General features: G+C 69.1%; 18 protein-coding genes. 8 read left to right on the forward strand and 10 right to left on the reverse strand.

Annotation, left to right across the window (positions count from 1 at the left end; translation table 11 throughout):
* Nucleotides 1-176: 176 nt before the first annotated feature.
* Nucleotides 177-527 carry an LppU/SCO3897 family protein gene (locus J2N69_RS18475; protein ID WP_230901765.1) on the forward strand — a complete coding sequence of 117 codons (351 nt, stop codon included), beginning with the start codon at nucleotides 177-179 and terminating at the stop codon, nucleotides 525-527.
* 131 nt (nucleotides 528-658) lie between these two features.
* Here the strand turns inward: J2N69_RS18475 and J2N69_RS18480 are convergent, their stop codons facing one another.
* Nucleotides 659-2101 (reverse strand): CCA tRNA nucleotidyltransferase, encoded by a 1443-nt coding sequence (locus J2N69_RS18480; protein WP_230901766.1) that lies wholly within the window; start codon nucleotides 2099-2101, stop codon nucleotides 659-661.
* Nucleotides 2102-2294: 193 nt separating this feature from the next.
* Here J2N69_RS18480 and J2N69_RS18485 point away from each other — a divergent pair, with 193 nt between their 5' ends.
* The 7 genes from J2N69_RS18485 to trxA all read left to right on the forward strand — a co-directional run bounded on the left by J2N69_RS18485 (nucleotide 2295) and on the right by trxA (nucleotide 12183).
* On the forward strand, nucleotides 2295-4643 hold the full coding sequence (locus J2N69_RS18485; RefSeq protein WP_230901767.1) for a DUF6049 family protein: 2349 nt from the start codon (nucleotides 2295-2297) through the stop codon (nucleotides 4641-4643).
* Between the two features lie 47 nt (nucleotides 4644-4690).
* On the forward strand, nucleotides 4691-7114 hold the full coding sequence (gene murJ, locus J2N69_RS18490; protein ID WP_230901768.1) for a murein biosynthesis integral membrane protein MurJ: 2424 nt from the start codon (nucleotides 4691-4693) through the stop codon (nucleotides 7112-7114).
* Nucleotides 7115-7232: 118 nt separating this feature from the next.
* Nucleotides 7233-8945, forward strand: coding sequence for a protein kinase family protein (locus J2N69_RS18495; protein ID WP_230901769.1), 1713 nt, complete (start codon nucleotides 7233-7235; stop codon nucleotides 8943-8945).
* A gap of 40 nt (nucleotides 8946-8985) precedes the next feature.
* Nucleotides 8986-9717 carry an RNA polymerase sigma factor SigM gene (gene sigM / locus J2N69_RS18500; RefSeq protein ID WP_269075614.1) on the forward strand — a complete coding sequence of 244 codons (732 nt, stop codon included), beginning with the start codon at nucleotides 8986-8988 and terminating at the stop codon, nucleotides 9715-9717.
* Complete coding sequence (locus J2N69_RS18505) at nucleotides 9714-10721, forward strand: anti-sigma factor (protein WP_230901770.1); 1008 nt, start codon at nucleotides 9714-9716, stop codon at nucleotides 10719-10721. Before sigM ends, J2N69_RS18505 begins: the two co-directional genes overlap by 4 nt.
* Before the next feature lie 127 nt (nucleotides 10722-10848).
* Nucleotides 10849-11811: a thioredoxin-disulfide reductase gene (trxB, locus tag J2N69_RS18510; protein ID WP_230901771.1), complete on the forward strand. Its 963-nt coding sequence runs from the start codon at nucleotides 10849-10851 to the stop codon at nucleotides 11809-11811.
* 39 nt (nucleotides 11812-11850) lie between these two features.
* Nucleotides 11851-12183, forward strand: a complete 333-nt coding sequence (gene trxA / locus J2N69_RS18515; protein ID WP_230901772.1) for a thioredoxin — start codon at nucleotides 11851-11853, stop codon at nucleotides 12181-12183.
* A gap of 85 nt (nucleotides 12184-12268) precedes the next feature.
* Here trxA and J2N69_RS18520 read toward each other — a convergent pair whose 3' ends face one another.
* The 9 genes from J2N69_RS18520 to rpmH form a co-directional block, all read right to left on the reverse strand.
* Nucleotides 12269-12886, reverse strand: coding sequence for a GNAT family N-acetyltransferase (locus tag J2N69_RS18520; RefSeq protein WP_127908718.1), 618 nt, complete (start codon nucleotides 12884-12886; stop codon nucleotides 12269-12271).
* 306 nt (nucleotides 12887-13192) lie between these two features.
* Nucleotides 13193-14308: a ParB/RepB/Spo0J family partition protein gene (locus J2N69_RS18525; RefSeq protein WP_230901773.1), complete on the reverse strand. Its 1116-nt coding sequence runs from the start codon at nucleotides 14306-14308 to the stop codon at nucleotides 13193-13195.
* Nucleotides 14305-15381: a ParA family protein gene (locus J2N69_RS18530; RefSeq protein ID WP_127908716.1), complete on the reverse strand. Its 1077-nt coding sequence runs from the start codon at nucleotides 15379-15381 to the stop codon at nucleotides 14305-14307. Before J2N69_RS18530 ends, J2N69_RS18525 begins: the two co-directional genes overlap by 4 nt.
* Nucleotides 15382-15637: 256 nt before the next feature.
* Nucleotides 15638-16357, reverse strand: a complete 720-nt coding sequence (rsmG, locus tag J2N69_RS18535; protein WP_127908715.1) for a 16S rRNA (guanine(527)-N(7))-methyltransferase RsmG — start codon at nucleotides 16355-16357, stop codon at nucleotides 15638-15640.
* Between the two features lie 99 nt (nucleotides 16358-16456).
* Entirely contained in the window at nucleotides 16457-16972 is a 516-nt protein-coding gene (locus J2N69_RS18540) for a Jag family protein (protein ID WP_127908714.1), read from the reverse strand.
* Nucleotides 16973-16986: 14 nt separating this feature from the next.
* A complete protein-coding gene (gene yidC, locus J2N69_RS18545) occupies nucleotides 16987-18288 on the reverse strand; it encodes a membrane protein insertase YidC (protein ID WP_230901774.1) in 1302 nt (433 codons plus the stop codon).
* 3 nt (nucleotides 18289-18291) lie between these two features.
* Complete coding sequence (gene yidD, locus J2N69_RS18550; protein ID WP_127908712.1) at nucleotides 18292-18648, reverse strand: membrane protein insertion efficiency factor YidD; 357 nt, start codon at nucleotides 18646-18648, stop codon at nucleotides 18292-18294.
* Complete coding sequence (gene rnpA / locus J2N69_RS18555; protein WP_127908711.1) at nucleotides 18645-19016, reverse strand: ribonuclease P protein component; 372 nt, start codon at nucleotides 19014-19016, stop codon at nucleotides 18645-18647. Before rnpA ends, yidD begins: the two co-directional genes overlap by 4 nt.
* A gap of 21 nt (nucleotides 19017-19037) precedes the next feature.
* Nucleotides 19038-19175, reverse strand: a complete 138-nt coding sequence (gene rpmH / locus J2N69_RS18560) for a 50S ribosomal protein L34 (protein WP_006381191.1) — start codon at nucleotides 19173-19175, stop codon at nucleotides 19038-19040.
* Between the last annotated feature and the right edge of the window lie 47 nt (nucleotides 19176-19222).

Consider the following 19222-nt stretch of genomic DNA (forward strand, 5'->3'; position numbering starts at 1 on the left):
TGACCACTCCGCCGCCCCAGGGCCAAGCTCCGTACCCGCCCCAAGGTCAGAACCCGTACGGACAGCAGGCCCCGGGCGCGCCGTATCCGCAGCAGGGTGCTCCCTACCCTCCGCAGCAGGGCGCGCCGTACCCCCCTCAGCAGGGCGCGCCGTACCCGCCGCACCAGGGCGGGCCCGTGCCGCCGCCGGCCGCTCCGAGCAGGTTCGGCAAGAAGTTCCTTCTGCGTATCGGCGGGTTCCTCCTCGTCGCCATCATCATTGCCGTCGGCAAGTGGTACCTCGGCAAGAGCGAGGCAGAGTCGGCCGCGGTGGGCGACTGCTTGAAGCCCGCTTCCTCGTCCTCGGACCGCATGGAGGTCGTGGACTGCTCCTCCTCCGAGGCCGAGGCCAAGGTCATCAAGAAGATCGACGGGCACTACACCCAGTTCACCGCGGAAGCCGAGTGCCGCAAGGTTGACGGCGCGACCGGTTTCTACGCGGAGACCGGCAAGGGCAGCGATTTCCTCTTCTGCACGAAGAAGCCCTGATCGGTGAAGCCCTGATCCGGCTCACCGGACATACGCCGAGGGGCGCTGTTTTCACGGTTTCACGTGAAACAGCGCCCCTCGGCACGTTTGGGGTGAGTGGGTGTTTCACGTGAAACACCCACACCGCAGCGTCAGTCCTGCGCCGCCCACCACTCCTTGAGCGCGGCCACCGCCGCGTCCCGCTCCATCGGCCCGTTCTCCAGGCGCAGCTCCAGCAGGAACTTGTACGCCTTGCCGATCACCGGGCCCGGACCCACGTCCAGGACCTGCATGATGTCGTTGCCGTCCAGGTCAGGACGGATCGAGTCCAGCTCCTCCTGCTCCTGGAGGCGGGCGATGCGCTCCTCCAGGCCGTCGTACGCCCGCGACAGGGCGTTCGCCTTGCGCTTGTTGCGCGTCGTGCAGTCGGAGCGGGTCAGCTTGTGCAGGCGCTCCAGGAGCGGGCCGGCGTCGCGTACGTAGCGACGTACGGCCGAGTCCGTCCACTCTCCCGTGCCGTAGCCATGGAAGCGCAGGTGGAGTTCGACGAGGCGCGAGACGTCCTTCACCAGGTCGTTGGAGTACTTCAGCGCGGTCATGCGCTTCTTGACCATCTTGGCCCCGACCACCTCGTGGTGGTGGAAGGAGACCCGGCCGTCGCTCTCGAAGCGACGGGTCTTCGGCTTGCCGATGTCGTGCAGCAACGCGGCGAGCCGCAGCGTCAGGTCCGGCCCTTCCTTCTCCAGCGCCATCGCCTGCTCCAGGACGATCAGCGAGTGGTCGTAGACGTCCTTGTGGCGGTGGTGCTCGTCGCGCTCCAGACGCAGCGCGGGCAGCTCCGGCAGGACGCGCGCGGCGAGCCCCGTGTCGACGAGGAGGGCGAGGCCCTTGCGCGGGTGGGCGGAGAGGATCAGCTTGTTCAGCTCGTCCCGCACCCGCTCCGCGGAGACGATGTCGATGCGCTCGGCCATGGCCGTCATCGCGGCGACGACCTCGGGCGCCACCTCGAAGTCCAGCTGCGCGGCGAACCGCGCGGCCCGCATCATCCGCAGCGGATCGTCCGAGAAGGACTCCTCGGGGGTGCCCGGGGTGCGCAGGACACGCCCGGACAGGTCCTCAAGGCCTCCGTGCGGGTCGATGAACTCCTTCTCGGGGAGCGCCACGGCCATCGCGTTCACGGTGAAGTCACGGCGGACGAGGTCTTCCTCGATGGAGTCGCCGTAGGACACCTCGGGCTTGCGCGAGGTCCTGTCGTACGCCTCGGACCGGTACGTCGTGACCTCGATCTGGTAGCCCTCCTTCTGGCAACCGACGGTCCCGAAGGCGATCCCGACCTCCCACACCGCGTCGGCCCACGGCCGGACGATCTTCAGTACGTCCTCGGGGCGGGCGTCGGTCGTGAAGTCCAGGTCGTTGCCGAGCCGGCCCAGGAGAGCGTCCCTGACCGAGCCACCGACCAGGGCGAGAGAGAACCCGGCCTCCTGGAAACGGCGGGCGAGATCGTCCGCGACAGGGGACACACGCAGCAATTCGCTGACCGCGCGGCGCTGCACCTGGCTCAGGGCGCTGGGATTGTCTTCGTTGGCGTTCGGCACAACAGAAAAGGGTACGTGCCCCGGCCGCCCGGAGCCGACCCGATTCCCGCCGGGCAGCCCGGGGCCCATGCCACCGCCCCGGCCAACTGTTGCGATCATGTGGAGCAGACCGCGGCACTTCGCCACAGCGCGCATCGTTACCATGCGTGGACGCACAACCGACGACCACTGACGACGAGGGACGGGCGAACGCGTGGCCGAGGCGGCAGACTTCCCGGGGACAAGCCCCTCACCTGCCCGCCGGTGGCTGCGGCGCACCGCAGCACTCCTGGTGGGCACCCCCTTGCTGGCCGGCCTCCTGCAGGCCCCGGCAGGCCCCGTGGCGCACGCCACCGCGCCGAGCGCGCCTCCTGCCGTCGGTTCCGGCACCGTGGACGTCTCGCTGGACGCCCTGACCCCGACCGCTCCCGATGAAGGCGACAAGCTCACCGTCTCCGGCACGGTCACCAACCACGGCAAGCAGACGGTGACCGGGGCCCAGGTCGGGCTGCGGGTGGGATCGTCGCCTCTCGGCGGCCGGAGTGAGATCGACAGCGCCGCGAAGCGCACGAGCTACCAGCCGGGGCTCGACGGCACGGAGGTCGGCGGCAAGTACGTCGACAAGTTCGACAGGCTCGTGCCCGGTGTCCGGCAGGACTTCAGCATCTCCGTGCCCGTCAAGGCGCTGCACCTCGGCGCCGACGGCGTCTATCAGCTGAGCGTCGCCCTCACCGGGCAGAGCGCCGCGCGGGGCTATCAGCAGGTGCTCGGCATCGAGCGCACCTTCCTGCCGTGGCAGACCGCCGCCGCCGACACGAAGACGAAGACGACCTACCTCTGGCCGCTCATCGCCGACACGCACCTCACGGCGAAGACCGAGTCCGACGAGCAGCAGACGCCTGTCTTCCGGAACGACGACCTCGCCGACGATCTCGCCCCGGGCGGCCGTCTCCAGCAGCTCTTGGCCCTCGGCAGCGACCTCGACGTCACATGGGTCATCGATCCGGACCTGCTCGCCTCCGTCGAGGCGATGACGAAGGGCTACCGGGTCCAGAACCCCGACGGTCGGTCCAGCAGGGTGGGCAAGCATCAGGCGGTGGCCACCGCCTGGCTCAACGACCTGGAAGCCGCGGTCAAGGGCAAGAAGGTCGTCGCCCTGCCCTTCGCCGACCCCGACCTCGCGTCCCTCGCGCACAACGGCAGGGCCGTGACCGGCTCCCTCAGCCACCTCAAGGACGCCACCGACGCGGGGGTCAGCGCGGTGGAGACGATCCTCCACGTGAAGCCGAGCACGGACTTCGCGTGGCCGGCCGACGGAGCGGTCGACCCGTCCATCGTCGATGTGGCGACCTCCGCGGGCGCCCACACGGTGATCGCCCGCAGCGACAGCTTCCGCGAGACGGACGGTCTGCCGTACTCGCCGACCGCGGCCCGGCCCATCGGCGGCGGCACGACCGCCGTGGTGGCCGACGCGCGCCTGTCCACCGCCTTCCAGGGCGACATGACGGAAGCGGAGAACTCCACGCTCGCCGTCCAGCAGTTCGTCGCCCAGAGCCTGATGATCAACCTCCAGGACCCCGGCAAGCAGCGCAGCATCGTGATCGCGCCACAGCGCATGCCGACGGCCAGCCAGGCCCAGGCCATGGCGAAGGCGCTGTCGACGCTCCAGGACGGGCAGTGGTCGCAGTTCGAGGACCTGACCGCCGCGGCGAAGGCGAAGCCGGACCCGCGGGCCACCACCCGGGTCCCGTCGACCGGGGCCTACCCGGCCGCGCTGCGCAAGCAGGAGCTTCCCCAGCCGGCGTTCGAGTCGATCCGCGACACCCAGGGCATGCTTGAGCGCTTCCAGGTGATCCTCGTCGAGAAGGACCGCGTGGTCACGCCCTTCGGAAGGGCCATAGACCGCGAGATGTCGACGTCCTGGCGCGGCCGCCCGTCGGAGGCGACCGCCTACCAGACCGGCGTCAAGAACTACCTGCGGGAGCTCACCGAACAGGTGGCTCTGATCGACAGGTCGGACGCGAAGCTCTCCGGGCGCAGCGCGACCATCCCCGTATCGGTGCAGAACAACCTGGTGCAGGGGGTCCGCCACCTGAAGCTGCGGTTGTCCTCACAGAACCCCACCCGCCTGAAGATCGGCGACGGTCTGTACGAGGAGATCGACGTCGAGATCGCGGGCGGCCACTCCCAGTCGGTGAAGTTCACCACCACGGCCAACGCCAACGGCCCGGTCCCGGTCTCCGCTCAGCTCTTCACCGAAGACGGGGAACCGTACGGAAAGGCCGTGCACTTCGACGTCAACGTCACCGAGGTCACCCCCGCGGTGATGCTCGTCATCGCCGGCGGCCTCCTGCTGCTTGTCCTGGCCGGTTTCCGGATGTACACCCAGCGCAAGCGCGCGGCGCGGAAGCTGGCCGCCGAGGAGGGCCCGCACGAGGGTCCCGACGGCGAATCCGGTGCCTCGTCCGGCGAAGGCGACCCTGAGCAGCCGAGTGACCCGACACCGGACACCGCCCCGGAAAGCACCGAGCCATCGGACACGGGTGAGAGAGTGGACCGTTGAGCGAAGTCGTGGCCGGTGGGCCCGGGGACGATGAGGTGGGGTAAACCATGAACGCGCCGTACGACGGTGACCGTGGCCAGGGCTCGGGCGGCCCTGCCTCGCCCGAGGGCCCGCCGCAGGGCTCTGCCGACTACGGGCAGCAGGTTCCGCCGCAGCCCGCGCCCGACGCGTACCTCCAGGACGCCTACGAGGAGGACCCCTACCGGGCGCAGGACCTCTCCGCACAGGACCCGGTGACCGAGGCGCTCTACGACCGCGCGGCGCACCCCCCGCCGCCGCCCGGCACCTACCCTCAGCAGCCGCTCTACGGGCGGCCGCCCACCCCCGAGCACGCCCCGGACCCCCGCGTGTGGGCCCAGACGCCGCCTCCGGAGCCGGAGGGTCCGACCCGGCACCTGCCGTACGGCGATGACGCGCGCACGACGCAGTTCGTGGGCGTCGACGACCTGGTGACGCAGGCGGGCGAGGAGCGCCACGAGCCGGACGCCTTCGCGCACCTCTACCGCGACCAGCAGCCCGGCGGCTACGGCAGCCAGCAGGTCAGCTACCAGCAGGGCAACGGCTACCCCCAGGACAACGGCTACCCCCAGGACAACGGCTACCAGCAGGACAACGGCTACCCCCAGGGCGGCGGCTACCAGCAGGACAACGGTCACCAGCAGCACGGCGGCTACCCGCACAGCGGTGGCTACCCCCAGGAGAACAGCTACCCCCAGAGCGCCGGCTACCAGCAGCCGCTCAACGGCGGCTTCCCACCCGCCGACCAGCCGATCGTCCCCGCCACCGCGCCGGCCCCGGCTCCCACCCCCGCGCCGGCACCGGCCGCCCCCAAGTCGGGGGGCCGCGCGTCGAGCCTGCTGAAGTCCAGCGCCGTCATGGCGGCCGGCACGCTCGTCTCACGCCTCACCGGCTTCATCCGCTCCGCACTGATCGTCTCGGCGCTCGGTGTCGGTCTGCTCGGCGACACCTTCCAGGTCGTCTACCAGATCCCGACGATGATCTACATCCTCACCGTCGGCGGCGGCCTCAACTCCGTGTTCGTGCCGCAACTGGTGCGCTCCATGAAGGAGGACGACGACGGCGGCGAGGCGTACGCCAACCGCCTGCTGACCCTCGTCATGGTGGCCCTCGGTCTGCTCACCGCCCTGGGCATCGTCCTCGCCCCGCAGCTGGTGCGCGTGATGTCCGTCCCGGTCGCCAACGACCCGGCGGCGACCGAGGTCGGCACCACGCTGCTGCGCTACTTCCTGCCCTCGATCTTCTTCATGGGCATCCACGTGGTGATGGGCCAGATCCTCAACGCGCGCGGAAAGTTCGGCGCGATGATGTGGACCCCGGTCCTCAACAACATCGTCATCATCGCCACGCTCGGCATGTTCATCTGGGTCTACGGCACCTCGGCGTCGTCCGACATGACCGTCGGGAACATCCCGCCGGAGGCCGAGCGCCTTCTCGGGTTCGGTGTCCTGCTCGGTCTCGTCGTGCAGGCCCTGGCGATGATCCCGTACCTGCGCGAGACCGGGTTCAAGCTGCGTCCGCGCTTCGACTGGAAGGGCCACGGCCTGGGCAAGGCCGCCAAGCTCGCCAAGTGGACGATCCTGTTCGTGCTGGCCAACCAGGCGGGCGCCCTCGTCGTGACCCAGCTGGCCACCGCCGCCACCGTCGACATGCCCTCGACGAGCGGCATCGGCTTCTCCGCCTACGCGAACGCCCAGCTCATCTGGGGGCTCCCGCAGGCGATCATCACGGTCTCCCTGATGGCGGCGTTGCTGCCCCGGCTCGCCCGCTCGGCCCAGGACGGGGACTCCGGCTCCGTCCGCGACGACATCTCCCAGGGCCTGCGCACGACCGCGGTCGCGATCGTGCCGATCTCCTTCGGGTTCGTCGCGCTCGGCATCCCGATGTGCACGCTGATCTTCGGGTCTTCGGGCAGCGCCCAGGCGACGAACATGGGCTACATGCTGATGGCCTTCGGCCTCGGCCTGATCCCGTACTCCGTGCAGTACGTCGTGCTGCGAGCCTTCTACGCCTACGAGGACACGCGGACCCCCTTCTACAACACGGTCATCGTGGCCGCGATGAACGCCGCCGCCTCCGCGGCCTGCTACTTCGTGCTGCCCACCCGCTGGGCGGTCACCGGCATGGCCGCCGCCTACGGCCTCTCCTACGCCATCGGCGTGGGCGTCGCCTGGCAGCGGCTGCGCAAGCGGCTCGGCGGGGACCTGGACGGTTCCCGTGTACTGCGTACGTATGCCAGGCTCGGCATCGCCGCACTGCCCGCGGCACTGCTCGCGGGCGGCGCCGCGTACGCGATCACCAAGAGCCTGGGACAGGGTGTCCTCGGCTCGCTGGCGGCCCTGGTCGCGGGCGGTGCCGTACTACTGGGAGTCTTCTTCATCGCCGCGAAGCGCATGCGGATCGAGGAGCTCAACTCCATGGTCGGCATGGTCCGCGGCCGTCTCGGTCGCTGAGATGAGGAGCACCGCACAACCATCGCCGGCCACCGCGTGTCGTGCATAGCACTGGACTGTGGGCACAATTGGCTTTGGCGTCTGACGAAGCGCAACGGATGGGGAGGCAGGAGCGACGGTGGCGGAACGGAGCACGGCTGCCGTCGACGTGGCAGACAACAGCGGCGACGAGCCGCTGACCGCCAAGGCGGAGCAGCCCACGGCCGACGGGGTGGCCCAGACCCGGGAGCGGGACACGGCAGCAGACGATGACACGGCGGATACAGAGAAGCCCATGAGCCGTGGGGCCTCCTCACCTCCCGAACTACACAGTGGCCACAAGCTCGCCAGGCGCTACCGACTCGAAGAGTGCGTCACCCGTCTGGACGGTTTCAGCAGCTGGCGCGCGGTGGACGAGAAGCTCCGCCGCGCCGTCGGCGTCCACCTGCTGCCCGCAGCCCACCCGCGCGCACGCTCGGTCCTCGCGGCGGCCCGTTCCTCGGCCCTCCTCGGCGACCCGCGGTTCGTACAGGTCCTGGACGCGGTCGAGGAGAACGACCTCGTCTACGTCGTCCACGAGTGGCTCCCGGACGCCACGGAGCTGACCGCCGTCCTCGCGGCGGGCCCTCTGGAAGCACACGACGCGTACCAGCTCGTCAGCCAGGTCTCCCAGGCCATGGCGGCCGCCCACCGCGAAGGGCTGGCCCACCTGCGGCTGACCCCGAGCGCCGTACTGCGCACCTCCTCCGGCCAGTACCGCATCCGAGGCCTCGCGGTGAACGCGGCCCTGCGCGGCATCAGCTCCGACACCCCGCAGCGCACGGACACCGAGGCGATCGGCGCGCTCCTGTACGCCGCACTGACCCAGCGCTGGCCGTACGAGGACGACGCCTACGGCCTCTCCGGGCTGCCCAAGGACATCGGCCTCATCGCACCCGACCAGGTCCGTGCGGGCGTCCACCGCGGCCTCTCCGAACTCGCCATGCGGGCGCTCGTCAACGACGGCGCGACCGCGTCCCGCCAGGAACCGCCGTGTACGACGCCGGACGAGCTGGTCAAGGCCATCGGTGAGATGCCGCGCATCCGGCCGCCGGAGCCGGCCTTCACGGCTCCCCCGGAGTACCAGCGCACCACGTACCAGCAGGGCAGCTACGGCCGCCCCGCGGCTCATCCCGGCCTCACCCAGACCGTGATCACCCCGCCGCCCCCGCTGCAGAGCCGCACCGGCAGGGCCCTCAAGTGGGCCGTGTCCGCGCTGCTCATCGCCGCGCTGGGTCTGGGCAGCTGGCAGCTCGCCGACGCGCTCATGGAGCGCGACAACTCCGGCGACGCCACCGAGACGCAGACCACCAAGGGCGACGACAAGGACCGGCCGAAGCCCAAGAAGCCGATCAGCATCAAGGGCGGCCAGGAGTACGTGCTCAAGGGCTCGCCCCAGGACCCGGGTGACATCCGCAACACATACGATGAGGACCCGGCCTCGCTCTGGCGCACGATGACGTTCAAGGACGGTCCGAGGCTCGCCCCCTACAAGCCCGGAGTCGGCATCGTCTACGACCTCGGCTCGAAGCGGGATGTCTCGGTGGCGTCGATAGCCCTTCAGTACGGCGGGCCCCACACCACGATCTCGCTGTACGCCGTGGATTCGCTCTCGCCGACGACACCGATCGAATCCATGAAGAAGATCGGCACCGTCACCACCTCGGGCACCACCGCGAAGATCGAGGCCAAGAAGCCCGTCAAGTCGCAGTACGTGCTCTTGTGGATGACCGCGGTGCCGAACTCCGGCCAGGACGGCTATTACAGGGCGGGGTACAAGCAGGCCATCACGGACGTGAAGTTGAAGGGCTGAGACAGGCTCGGCGAAGCTCACTGGGGGGAGGGGCCTGACGGTGGACAGTACCGCGCTGGGTGAGATGAGCGACCAGGACCTTCTCGCCTCCCATGTCGCGGGGGACAAGGACGCCTTCGGTGAGCTTGTCCGCCGACACCGGGACCGGTTGTGGGCGGTGGCGCTGCGCACCCTCGGCGACCGCGAGGAAGCGGCCGACGCGGTACAGGACGCTCTGGTCTCCGCCTACCGCGCGGCGCACGGCTTCCGTGGTCAGTCCGCCGTGACGACCTGGCTGCACCGGATCACCGTGAACGCCTGCCTCGACCGGGCCCGCAAGGCGGCCTCGCGCAAGACCTCCCCCATCGACGACACCGAGCGTCTTGAGCAGCTCTTGGAGCCGGAGGAGTCCGCGGCCGCCCCGGTCGAGCGGGACGATCTGCACCGTGAGCTTCTGGAGGCGCTGGACACGCTCCCGTCGGACCAGCGAGCCGCTCTCGTCCTCGTCGACATGCAGGGTTACCCGGTGGCTGAGGCAGCCCGTGTCCTCGACGTCCCCACCGGCACCGTCAAGAGCCGCTGCTCCCGCGGAAGAGCCAGACTGCTGCCGCTGCTCACCCATCTGCGTACGGAATCACGGACGCGGGGCCGGGACAGCGGCGAGGACGACGCCAGGAACCCCGGCCCGGAAAGGAACCGGACGCAGGGGGCATCCGTCCCACCGGCAGCAGGGCCACGGGATGCGGGACCAAGCGATTCAGCTGCTGTGAAGGGCGGAGGTGGACGAGCGTGACAGCCACGACCGACTCGGCCGGGCATCCGGAGGTCACCGAGATCTCCGACCTGACCGAGGGTCTGCTCTCCCCGTCGCGCACGAGCGACGTGCGACGGCATCTGGACGGCTGCGAGCTCTGCGCCGACGTCTACGCCTCGCTGGAAGAGATCCGCGGCATACTCGGTACGCTGCCCGGCCCACCGCGGATGCCCGCCGAGGTCGCGGGCCGCATCGACGCGGCGCTGGCCGCCGAAGCACTGCTGGACGCCACCGCTCCCGACGAGCCCCCATCGGACGCGGCTACCAAGCCCCAACCCGAGCCCCTGCCGGACGTGACGCCCGCGCCCGAGCCCGAGTCCGCCTCCTCCGCTCCCGCACCCTCCTCGGCGTCGCGTGTTTCACGTGAAACATTGCCCGCCGCGCCTGCGGCCCTCCCGGGCCAGGCCGGTGACCGGCCTGCCGGGCGCCCGCGTGCGGCCACCGGACCGGGGCGCGGCGGCTCTCTACGGCGCACACGGCGCCGTACCGCCGTACTCGGCGCCGTCTTCACCGCGGCCGCCCTTGGCCTCGGCACACTGCTGATGCAGACGCTGGGCGGAGATCCGGACAGCCCGCCCGTCAGCCACCGGGACAGCGCCGACTCCTTCTCCGGGGCGAAGCTCAAGGGAAAGGTGGCCGACCTTCTCGCACAGAGCCCCGTCAAGGAGTCACCCGGCGGCAAGTCGGAGGGGTCCAAGCCGTCCTTCGACACGCGCTCCACCCCTCAGTCCCCGACGTCCAACGCCCCTCTGCGCGAGGCGACGGTCCAGGTGCCCGAGTGCATCCAGCGCGGCATCGGCGCCAGAACTCCCCTGGCGGCCGAGGAGGGCTCCTACGAGGGGAAGCGCGCGTACCTCATCGTGGTGCCCCATGACTCCGACGCAGGCCAGGTGTCCGCTTACATCGTCGACGCCACCTGTGTGGGCAAGTCCTCGTCCAGCGCGGGCAAGGTGCTGCTGACGCATTCCTACCCCCAGGGCTGACACGCTGCCGTACACGCGGACACGACGGGGAATGCATGCCCCGTACTATCCGTTGGGTGGGATGAGTACCTGAGACAGGCACCCCACCAGCAGTACGCAGCAGTCCCCAGAGACGAGGAATCAAGCCGTGACCGACGTCCGTAACGTGATCATCATCGGCTCCGGGCCCGCCGGCTACACGGCGGCGCTCTACACCGCGCGCGCGTCGCTGAAGCCGCTGGTGTTCGAGGGCGCCGTCACCGCCGGTGGTGCGCTGATGAACACCACCGAGGTGGAGAACTTCCCCGGCTTCCAGGACGGAGTCATGGGCCCCGAGCTCATGGACAACATGCGCGCCCAGGCCGAGCGCTTCGGTGCCGAGCTCGTCCCGGACGACGTCGTCGCCGTCGACCTCAGCGGCGAGATCAAGACCGTGACGGACACCGCGGGCACCGTGCACCGTGCGAAGGCCGTCATCGTCACGACCGGCTCGCAGCACCGCAAGCTCGGCCTGCCGAACGAGGACGCCCTCTCCGGACGCGGCGTCTCCTGGTGCGCCACCTGCGACGGCTTCTTCTTCAAGGACCAGGACATCGCCGTGATCGGCGGCGGTGACACCGCGATGGAGGAGGCCACCTTCCTCTCGCGGTTCGCCAAGTCCGTGACGATCGTGCACCGCCGCGACAGCCTGCGCGCCTCCAAGGCGATGCAGGAGCGCGCCTTCGCCGACCCGAAGATCAAGTTCATCTGGGACAGCGAGGTCGCCGAGATCAAGGGCGACCAGAAGCTCTCCGGTCTGACGCTGCGCAACCTCAAGACGGGTGAGACGTCCGAGCTGCCGGTCACCGGCCTGTTCATCGCGATCGGCCACGACCCGCGCACGGAGCTCTTCAAGGGGCAGCTGGAGCTGGACGACGAGGGCTACCTGAAGGTCGAGGCGCCCTCGACCCGGACGAACCTGACCGGTGTCTTCGGCGCCGGTGACGTCGTCGACCACACCTACCGCCAGGCGATCACAGCGGCCGGCACCGGCTGCTCCGCCGCCCTCGACGCCGAGCGCTTCCTCGCCGCCCTCGCCGACAGCGAGAACGCTGCGACTGTCACCGTCTGATCCCGACTTCCCTCACCGCACCAAGCTAAGGAGACTGCCGTGGCCGGCACCCTGAAGAACGTGACCGATGCCTCCTTCGAAGAGGACGTCCTCAAGAGCGACAAGCCCGTACTGGTGGACTTCTGGGCCGCCTGGTGCGGCCCGTGCCGCCAGATCGCTCCGTCCCTGGAGGCGATCGCGGCCGAGCACGGCGACAAGATCCAGGTCGTCAAGCTGAACATCGACGAGAACCCGGGCACGGCTGCCAAGTACGGCGTCATGTCCATCCCCACCCTGAACGTGTACCAGGGTGGCGAGGTCGCCAAGACCATCGTCGGTGCCAAGCCGAAGGCTGCACTCGAGCGGGACCTCGCGGACTTCATCGCCGAGTAGTCAGCGGCGTTGTTTCACGTGAAACACGAATGGCCCGGCCCCGAAAGGGCCGGGCCATTCTGCTGTTCGTCAGAGCGGCGCGAAGTCAGAGCGGTCGGAGCGCCGGTTCCTTCTGCACCGCCCCCAGCAGCCGATCGAGTGCCATCTCCACGTCTTCCTTCCAGGAGAGCGTCGTCCGCAGCTCCAGCCTCAGCCGTGGGTAGGCGGGGTGCGGGCGGACTGTCTTGAAGCCCACCGCCAGCAGGTGATCCGCAGGCAGCACGCACGCGGGCTTCTCCCACCGAGCGTCACCGAAGGCCTCGATCGCCTTGAAGCCTCGCCGCAGCAGATCCTTGGCTACCGTCTGTACGATCACTCTGCCGAGCCCCTGACCCTGGTATCCCGGCATGATCCACGCGGTCATCAGTTGCACGGCGTCCGGGGACACGGGGCTTGTGGGGAACGCGGTGGAGCGTGGCACATAGGCAGGTGGCGCGTACAGCACGAAGCCCACCGGCACGTCGTCGACGTACACGACCCGGCCGCAGGACCCCCACTCCAGCAGGACCGCGGAGATCCATGCCTCCTTCTCCAGATCTGGCGTCCCGGCCTTTACCGCGGCCTGGCCGCTGACCGGGTCCAGCTCCCAGAAGACGCACGATCGGCAGCGCTTGGGAAGGTCCGAGAGGTTGTCCAGCGTGAGCGGTACGAGCCGACGCCCCATGAAGGCGATTCCTCCCTTTCTTCGCCCGCCGCACTGCGGGCGGCCGTCAGAGCACCGCGTTCCCGGAGCAGACTGCCGACGAACCCGCCGACCGCTCCCAGCCCCAGGCCCGCGGTCATCAGTCCGGTGCGGCTCATCGTCCGCATGGCCCTCGCCTCCCCAATGAGGTGCCGTCAGATGGATGCGCCCTATCCGATCGCATCGTATCCACGAAGTGATTCCATCGATAGCACAAGACAGCAAAAAGCGGGCCGTATCCGGCACAGACCGAACACGGCCCGCTCTCGCGGTGCCAGCCGTTATGGCTCAGCCCTTGTCGTCCTCGGGGGCGTCTTCCTGGGAGTCCGCGGCCTGACCGTTCTGGAGGACGGGGCCCTCGCCCGGAGCCAGCGTGCTGAGGATGCGCTCCAGATCCTCCAAGGAGGCGAAGTCGACGACGATCTTGCCCTTCTTCTGGCCCAGGTCCACCCGCACCCGGGTTTCGAACCGGTCGGACAGCCGCGTGGCGAGGCTGGTCAGGGCCGGCGAGAGCCGGGTCCCGGCACGCGGCCCCTTGGCCTTGGGAGTGCTCTGCGGCCGGGACCCCATGAGGGTCACGATCTCCTCGACGGCGCGCACCGAGAGGCCCTCTGCCACGATCCGGTGTGCGAGCCGGTCCTGCTCCTCCGAATCGTCCACGGAGAGCAGCGCTCGGGCGTGCCCCGCGGAGAGCACCCCTGCGGCCACCCTCCGCTGCACGGCCGGCGAGAGCTTCAGCAGACGCAGCGTGTTGGAGACCTGCGGGCGGGACCGGCCGATGCGGTCCGCCAATTGGTCGTGCGTGCAGTTGAAGTCCTTGAGCAGCTGGTCGTAGGCGGCGGCCTCTTCCAGCGGGTTCAGCTGAGCACGGTGCAAGTTCTCCAGCAGCGCGTCCAGGAGGAGCTTCTCGTCCTCCGTGGCACGCACGATCGCCGGGATGCGCTCCAGGCCGGCCTCACGGCAGGCCCGCCAGCGCCGCTCGCCCATGATGAGTTCGTAGCGGGCGGGGCCCAGCTGACGTACGACGACCGGCTGGAGGAGCCCGACCTCCTTGATGGAGGTCACCAGCTCCGCGAGGGCGTCTTCGTCGAACACCTCGCGCGGCTGCCGCGGGTTGGGCGAGATGAAGTCCAGCGGCAGTTCGGCGAAGTGCGCACCGGCCACGGGCGCGTACTCCTGTGCCGCCGCGGTCTGCTGAGGCGGCTCCACCGTTTCATGTGAAACAGAACTCTGCGGGAGAGCGGTGACCTTCGCGGCGGCCACCCCTCGCTCAGCGGTGAGCACCGGCACGGCCGTGGGGGAGACCGAAGCTCCCGCCGCGCTCTGCGGGATCTGCTTCTCCGTGGGGGCTGCAGGGATCAAGGCGCCTAGGCCTCGACCCAGTCCTCTCCGTCGCTCGCTCACTGCGTCCCCTCCGTCATGCTGTGCTGTTTGTTCTGAGCGCCCGTGTGGGCGTGCTGGACGTCGTAGCGCACTCCGACTCCCCGCAGCGCGATCTCACGCGCCGCTTCGAAGTACGAGAGGGCACCACTCGATCCGGGATCGTAGGTGAGCACCGTCTGGCCGTAGCTCGGGGCCTCCGAAATACGGACCGATCGCGGGATGCTCGTCCGCAGGACCTCGCTGCCGAAGTGGCTGCGCACCTCGTCGGCCACCTGGGAGGCGAGCCGGGTCCTGCCGTCGTACATGGTGAGCAGAATCGTCGAGACGTGCAGGCTCGGGTTGAGGTGTCCCCGCACCAGGTCGACGTTTCGCAGGAGTTGGCCGAGCCCTTCGAGCGCGTAGTACTCGCACTGGATGGGGATCAGCACTTCCGCGCCGGCCACCAAGGCGTTGACCGTCAGCAGACCGAGCGACGGCGGGCAGTCGATGAGGATGTAGTCCAGCGGCTGCTCGTACGCCTGGATGGCCCGCTGCAGCCGGCTCTCGCGCGCCACCAATGACACCAGCTCGATCTCCGCACCGGCGAGATCGATGGTGGCCGGGGCACAGAAGAGGCCTTCGACGTCCGTCACCGGCTGGACGACATCGGAGAGCGGCTTGCTCTCGACCAGCACGTCGTAGATGGACGGCACTTCGGCGTGATGGTCGATGCCAAGAGCAGTAGAGGCGTTGCCCTGAGGGTCGAGGTCGATCACCAGGACTCGGGCGCCGTGCAGAGCGAGCGAGGCGGCGAGGTTGACGGTCGTCGTCGTCTTACCCACCCCACCCTTCTGGTTGGCGACCACCATGATGCGGGTCTCCTCGGGGCGCGGCAGGCCTTCGCCCGCACGACCGAGTGCTTCCACCGCCAGTTGGGCAGCACGACCGATGGGTGTGTCGTCCACGGGGGACGGCGTTTCACGTGAAACATCCTCCCCCGCCGGTTCGGTACGGGGGCCGGGGACCGGATCGGTCATCGGTCCCGCGATGTTGGCGTCGGACCGCAAGGATTCACTCTCCTCGACATCAGGCTCGCAATGAACAGAGCCTCCCATGCTTTGAGGGTCATGAACCAGCGAGGCCAGGTCTTCTGTGGACGAATCCACCTCTGTGGAAAACTCCGTGCCCCTATTGAGGGAACCGAGAGGGCGGCGGTCGCGAGGTTCCGCAGCGCGGCCGCGATTGATGATGCCATGCAGCAGTGAGCGACGTTTCACGTGAAACACGATGCACGGCAACCGGGGTGCCGCTTGTGCGACACCCCGGTATGCGTACGTTTGGCAGCTTTTGTGGAGTACTGCCCGCCGTCAATCAGCTGCGACGGCGTCGCGCACGGCCAGTACGCGCAGCCTTGGCTCGCTTCGCCGCGAAGCGCACACCGCCCGGGCTCTCCCCCACCTCGACCCGGACGACCGTGGACAGCGGGTCCACGACGCCTTCGCCGACGTGCAGCACAGAGGTGCCGACCGCGCCGAGCTTGCTCAGAGCGGACCCCGCGGCCTTGACCTCTTCCTCGGCGGTATCACCCTTCAGGAGGAGCATCTCCCCGTAGGGGCGCAGCAGCGGGACTCCCCAGGCCGCCAAGCGGTCCAGCGGCGCCACGGCGCGCGCCGTCACCACGTGGACCGGCGGCAGCTTGCCGAGGACTTCCTCGGCGCGTCCCCGCACCACCGTCACATGGTCCAGGCCGAGCAGCTCGACGACCTCGGTGAGGAAGTTCGTGCGCCGCAGCAGAGGCTCAAGGAGCGTGATCTTCAGGTCCGGGCGGACGAGCGCCAGCGGGATGCCGGGCAGTCCGGCACCCGAGCCGACGTCGCACACCGTGACGCCCTCGGGCACGACCTCCGACAGCACCGCACAGTTCAGCAGGTGCCGTTCCCAGAGCCGGGGCACCTCCCGGGGACCGATCAGGCCTCGCTGCACTCCCGCATCGGCGAGCAGCTCCGCGTACCGGACCGCGTCCGTGAAGCGCTCGCCGAATACCGTCCGGGCCTCTTCAGGCGCCGGGGGAAGCTCCGCTGCCTCCGTCACGGGGACCGTCCTTCCGTACCGCACTGGGTGGCTGACTATCAGGCTGACAAAGACCGGCCCCGCCTGCGAACAGACGGGGCCGGGAAAACGGGGTACCGCTCAGGCGGGGAGTACGACGACGAAGCGCTGCGGCTCCTCGCCCTCGGACTCACTGCGCAGGCCGGCGGCCTTGATCGCATCATGCACGACCTTGCGCTCGAACGGCGTCATCGGCTGGAGCTTGGTCGGCTCACCGGAGCTCTTGACCTCGGCCGCGGCCTGGGCTCCCAGCTCCGAGAGCTCCTCACGCTTCTTGGCGCGGTAGCCCGCGATGTCCAGCATCAGGCGGCTGCGGTCACCGGTCTCACGGTGCACGGCGAGACGCGTGAGCTCCTGGAGCGCCTCCAGGACCTCGCCGTCACGACCGACCAGCTTCTGGAGGTCGCGGCTGGCCGTGTCGCTGATGATCGAGACAGCGGCGCGATCGGCCTCGACGTCCATGTCAATGTCGCCGTCGAGGTCGGCGATGTCCAGCAGACCCTCGAGGTAGTCCGCCGCGATCTCGCCCTCCTGCTCAAGGCGGGTGAGGGTGTCGCCGGCCTCGACTGCGGCGGAGGTGGTGGTGCCTTCCGTCACGGGATGGACTCCTTCTACTTCTTGGAGGACGGGTGCTTGGGCCGCTGCTGGCCCTTGCGCTGCTGTCCCGACTTGGCTTTGCTGCGGGTACCGGAGCCGGGCTTGTTGCCCGTCGTGTTGCCGCCCGGCTTGGCCTTAAGGGCGGCGTCCTCAGACTGGTCCTGAGCCTTCTCCAGCGACGTCTTGGTGACCTCTTCACCGTCCGGCTTGGCGGCGCCCTGCGCGGTGGCGGACTGGCGCTTGGCCTTGCTCTGGCGCTTGGGCTGCTGGCGCCGCGGGGCACCGGCGGCCGTGGCCCCGTCCTCCGTCTCCACGGCGACGGCGGACTCGCTCTCCACCACGGTGCCGTCGGCCTGGGCCGCGAGGCCCGCCTTGGTCAGACCGTTGATGAACTTCCGCTCGAACTCGTTGCGGTCCCGGCCCTTGGCGACGATCGCCTTGATGACGTTCACGTTGCCACGTCCCCGCACCTTCTTGTGGTGCGTGACCTGCTTCTGCAGGCGCTCCAGGAAGGCGGCCTGCGCCTTGGAGCCCGGCGTCGGGTTCCGGCGGATCACGAACATCTGCTGGCCCATGGTCCACACGTTGGTGGTCAGCCAGTAGACGAGGACACCGACGGGGAAGTTGATGCCGAAGATGGCGAACATAATCGGGAAGACGTACATCAGCATCTTCTGCTGCTGCATGAACGGCGTCTTCACCGTGGTGTCGACGTTCTTCGTCATCAGTTGGCGCTGGGTGAAGAACTGGGAGGCCGACATCAGGATGATCATGACGGCGGTGATGACGCGGACGTCGGTCAGCGTGGCACCGAGCGAGGCGACCTTGTCGGCGCTGTCCAGGAACTTCGCGGCCAGCGGGGCGCCGAAGATATGCGCCTTACGCGCGCTCTCCAGGAGCGGGCCGTCGATGACCCCGATCTCCTTGCCCGTCGCGATGCTGTTGAGCACGTGGTACAGGGCGAAGAAGAACGGCGACTGCGCCAGGATGGGAAGGCACGAGGAGAGCGGGTTGGTGCCCGACTCCTTGTACAGCTTCATCATCTCTTCGGACTGGCGCTGCTTGTCGCTCTTGTAGCGCTCCTGGATCTTCTTCATCTCGGGCTGCAGCGTCTGCATGGCCCGAGTGGCCTTGATCTGCTTCACGAAGAGCGGGATCAGGCAGATACGGATCAGGATCACCAGGGACACGATGGACAGGCCCCAGGCCCAGCCCGTGTCGGGGCCGAAGAGCTTCCCGTACACCGAGTGGAACTGAACGATGACCCACGAAACTGGTGTCGTGATAAAGCTGAAGAGACTGGCAATCGTGTCCACTAATCAAGCTCCTTGAGCATGGGACGGGGTCTCGGTCTCGGCGGCCGTGCTCGGGGGGAGAGCCCCGGTCGGCCCGCCCGCGGCGGAGGGCCCGCCCTTGCGTTCGCGCCAGGCAGCGCGCAGCATCTCGTGCCACCGCGGTCGCTTGCGCGGCGGAACATGGTCGACGCCACCGGGCGACCACGGATTGCACCGCAGGACGCGCCAGGCAGTGAGCGCCGTTCCCTTGATCGCTCCGTGGCGGTCGATGGCCAGGTAGCCGTAGCGGGAACACGACGGGTAGTACTTGCACACCGGACCCAGCAGTGGGCTGATCGTCCACTGGTACAGCTTGATCAGGGCCAGCAGCGGGTACTTCATCGCGCGCCCCCTCCCAGCAACCGCTGCAAGGCGGCGTCCAGGTCTCGGGCCAGCTGTGCATGGTCGGCGTCACCCGCACCGGGCAGCGCTCGTACGACTACCAGGCTACCGGGGGGCACGGCGGCCAGCCGGTCGCGCATGAGGTGGCGAAGTCTGCGCTTCACCGCGTTGCGTACGACAGCTCCGCCCACGGCCTTGCTGACGACGAAACCCGCACGTGTCGGGGGAAGGCTCTCCCCAGGCACGTGCGGGTCCGTTGCACCGCTACGTAGATGGACGACGAGGAGCGGGCGTCCGGCCCGGCGTCCTCGGCGTACCGCGGTCGCGAAGTCTTCGCGCCGCCTCAGCCGATGCTCGGTAGGCAGCACGACGTCATGACCTGACTGAGATCAGGCGGACAGGCTGGCGCGACCCTTGCCACGACGGTTCGCGAGAATCGCGCGGCCGGCACGGGTGCGCATCCGCAGGCGGAAGCCGTGGGTCTTGGCGCGACGACGGTTGTTCGGCTGGAAGGTGCGCTTGCTCACTCGGGGGCTCCAGAAATGATTGTGTGGTGGCGGGACATCGCCTGGCT

Origin of the sequence: Streptomyces huasconensis (assembly GCF_021028635.1) — a bacterium.
Classification (GTDB): Bacteria; Actinomycetota; Actinomycetes; order Streptomycetales; family Streptomycetaceae; genus Streptomyces; species Streptomyces huasconensis.

Excerpts from the sequence above, each read along its gene's own strand:
- J2N69_RS18520 (WP_127908718.1), bottom strand. The coding sequence starts at position 12,886 with ATGGGGCGTCGGCTCGTACCGCTCACGCTGGACAACCTCTCGGACCTT.
- J2N69_RS18530 (WP_127908716.1), bottom strand. The coding sequence starts at position 15,381 with ATGGGAGGCTCTGTTCATTGCGAGCCTGATGTCGAGGAGAGTGAATCC.
- yidD (WP_127908712.1), bottom strand. The coding sequence starts at position 18,648 with ATGAAGTACCCGCTGCTGGCCCTGATCAAGCTGTACCAGTGGACGATC.
- murJ (WP_230901768.1), top strand. The coding sequence starts at position 4,691 with ATGAACGCGCCGTACGACGGTGACCGTGGCCAGGGCTCGGGCGGCCCT.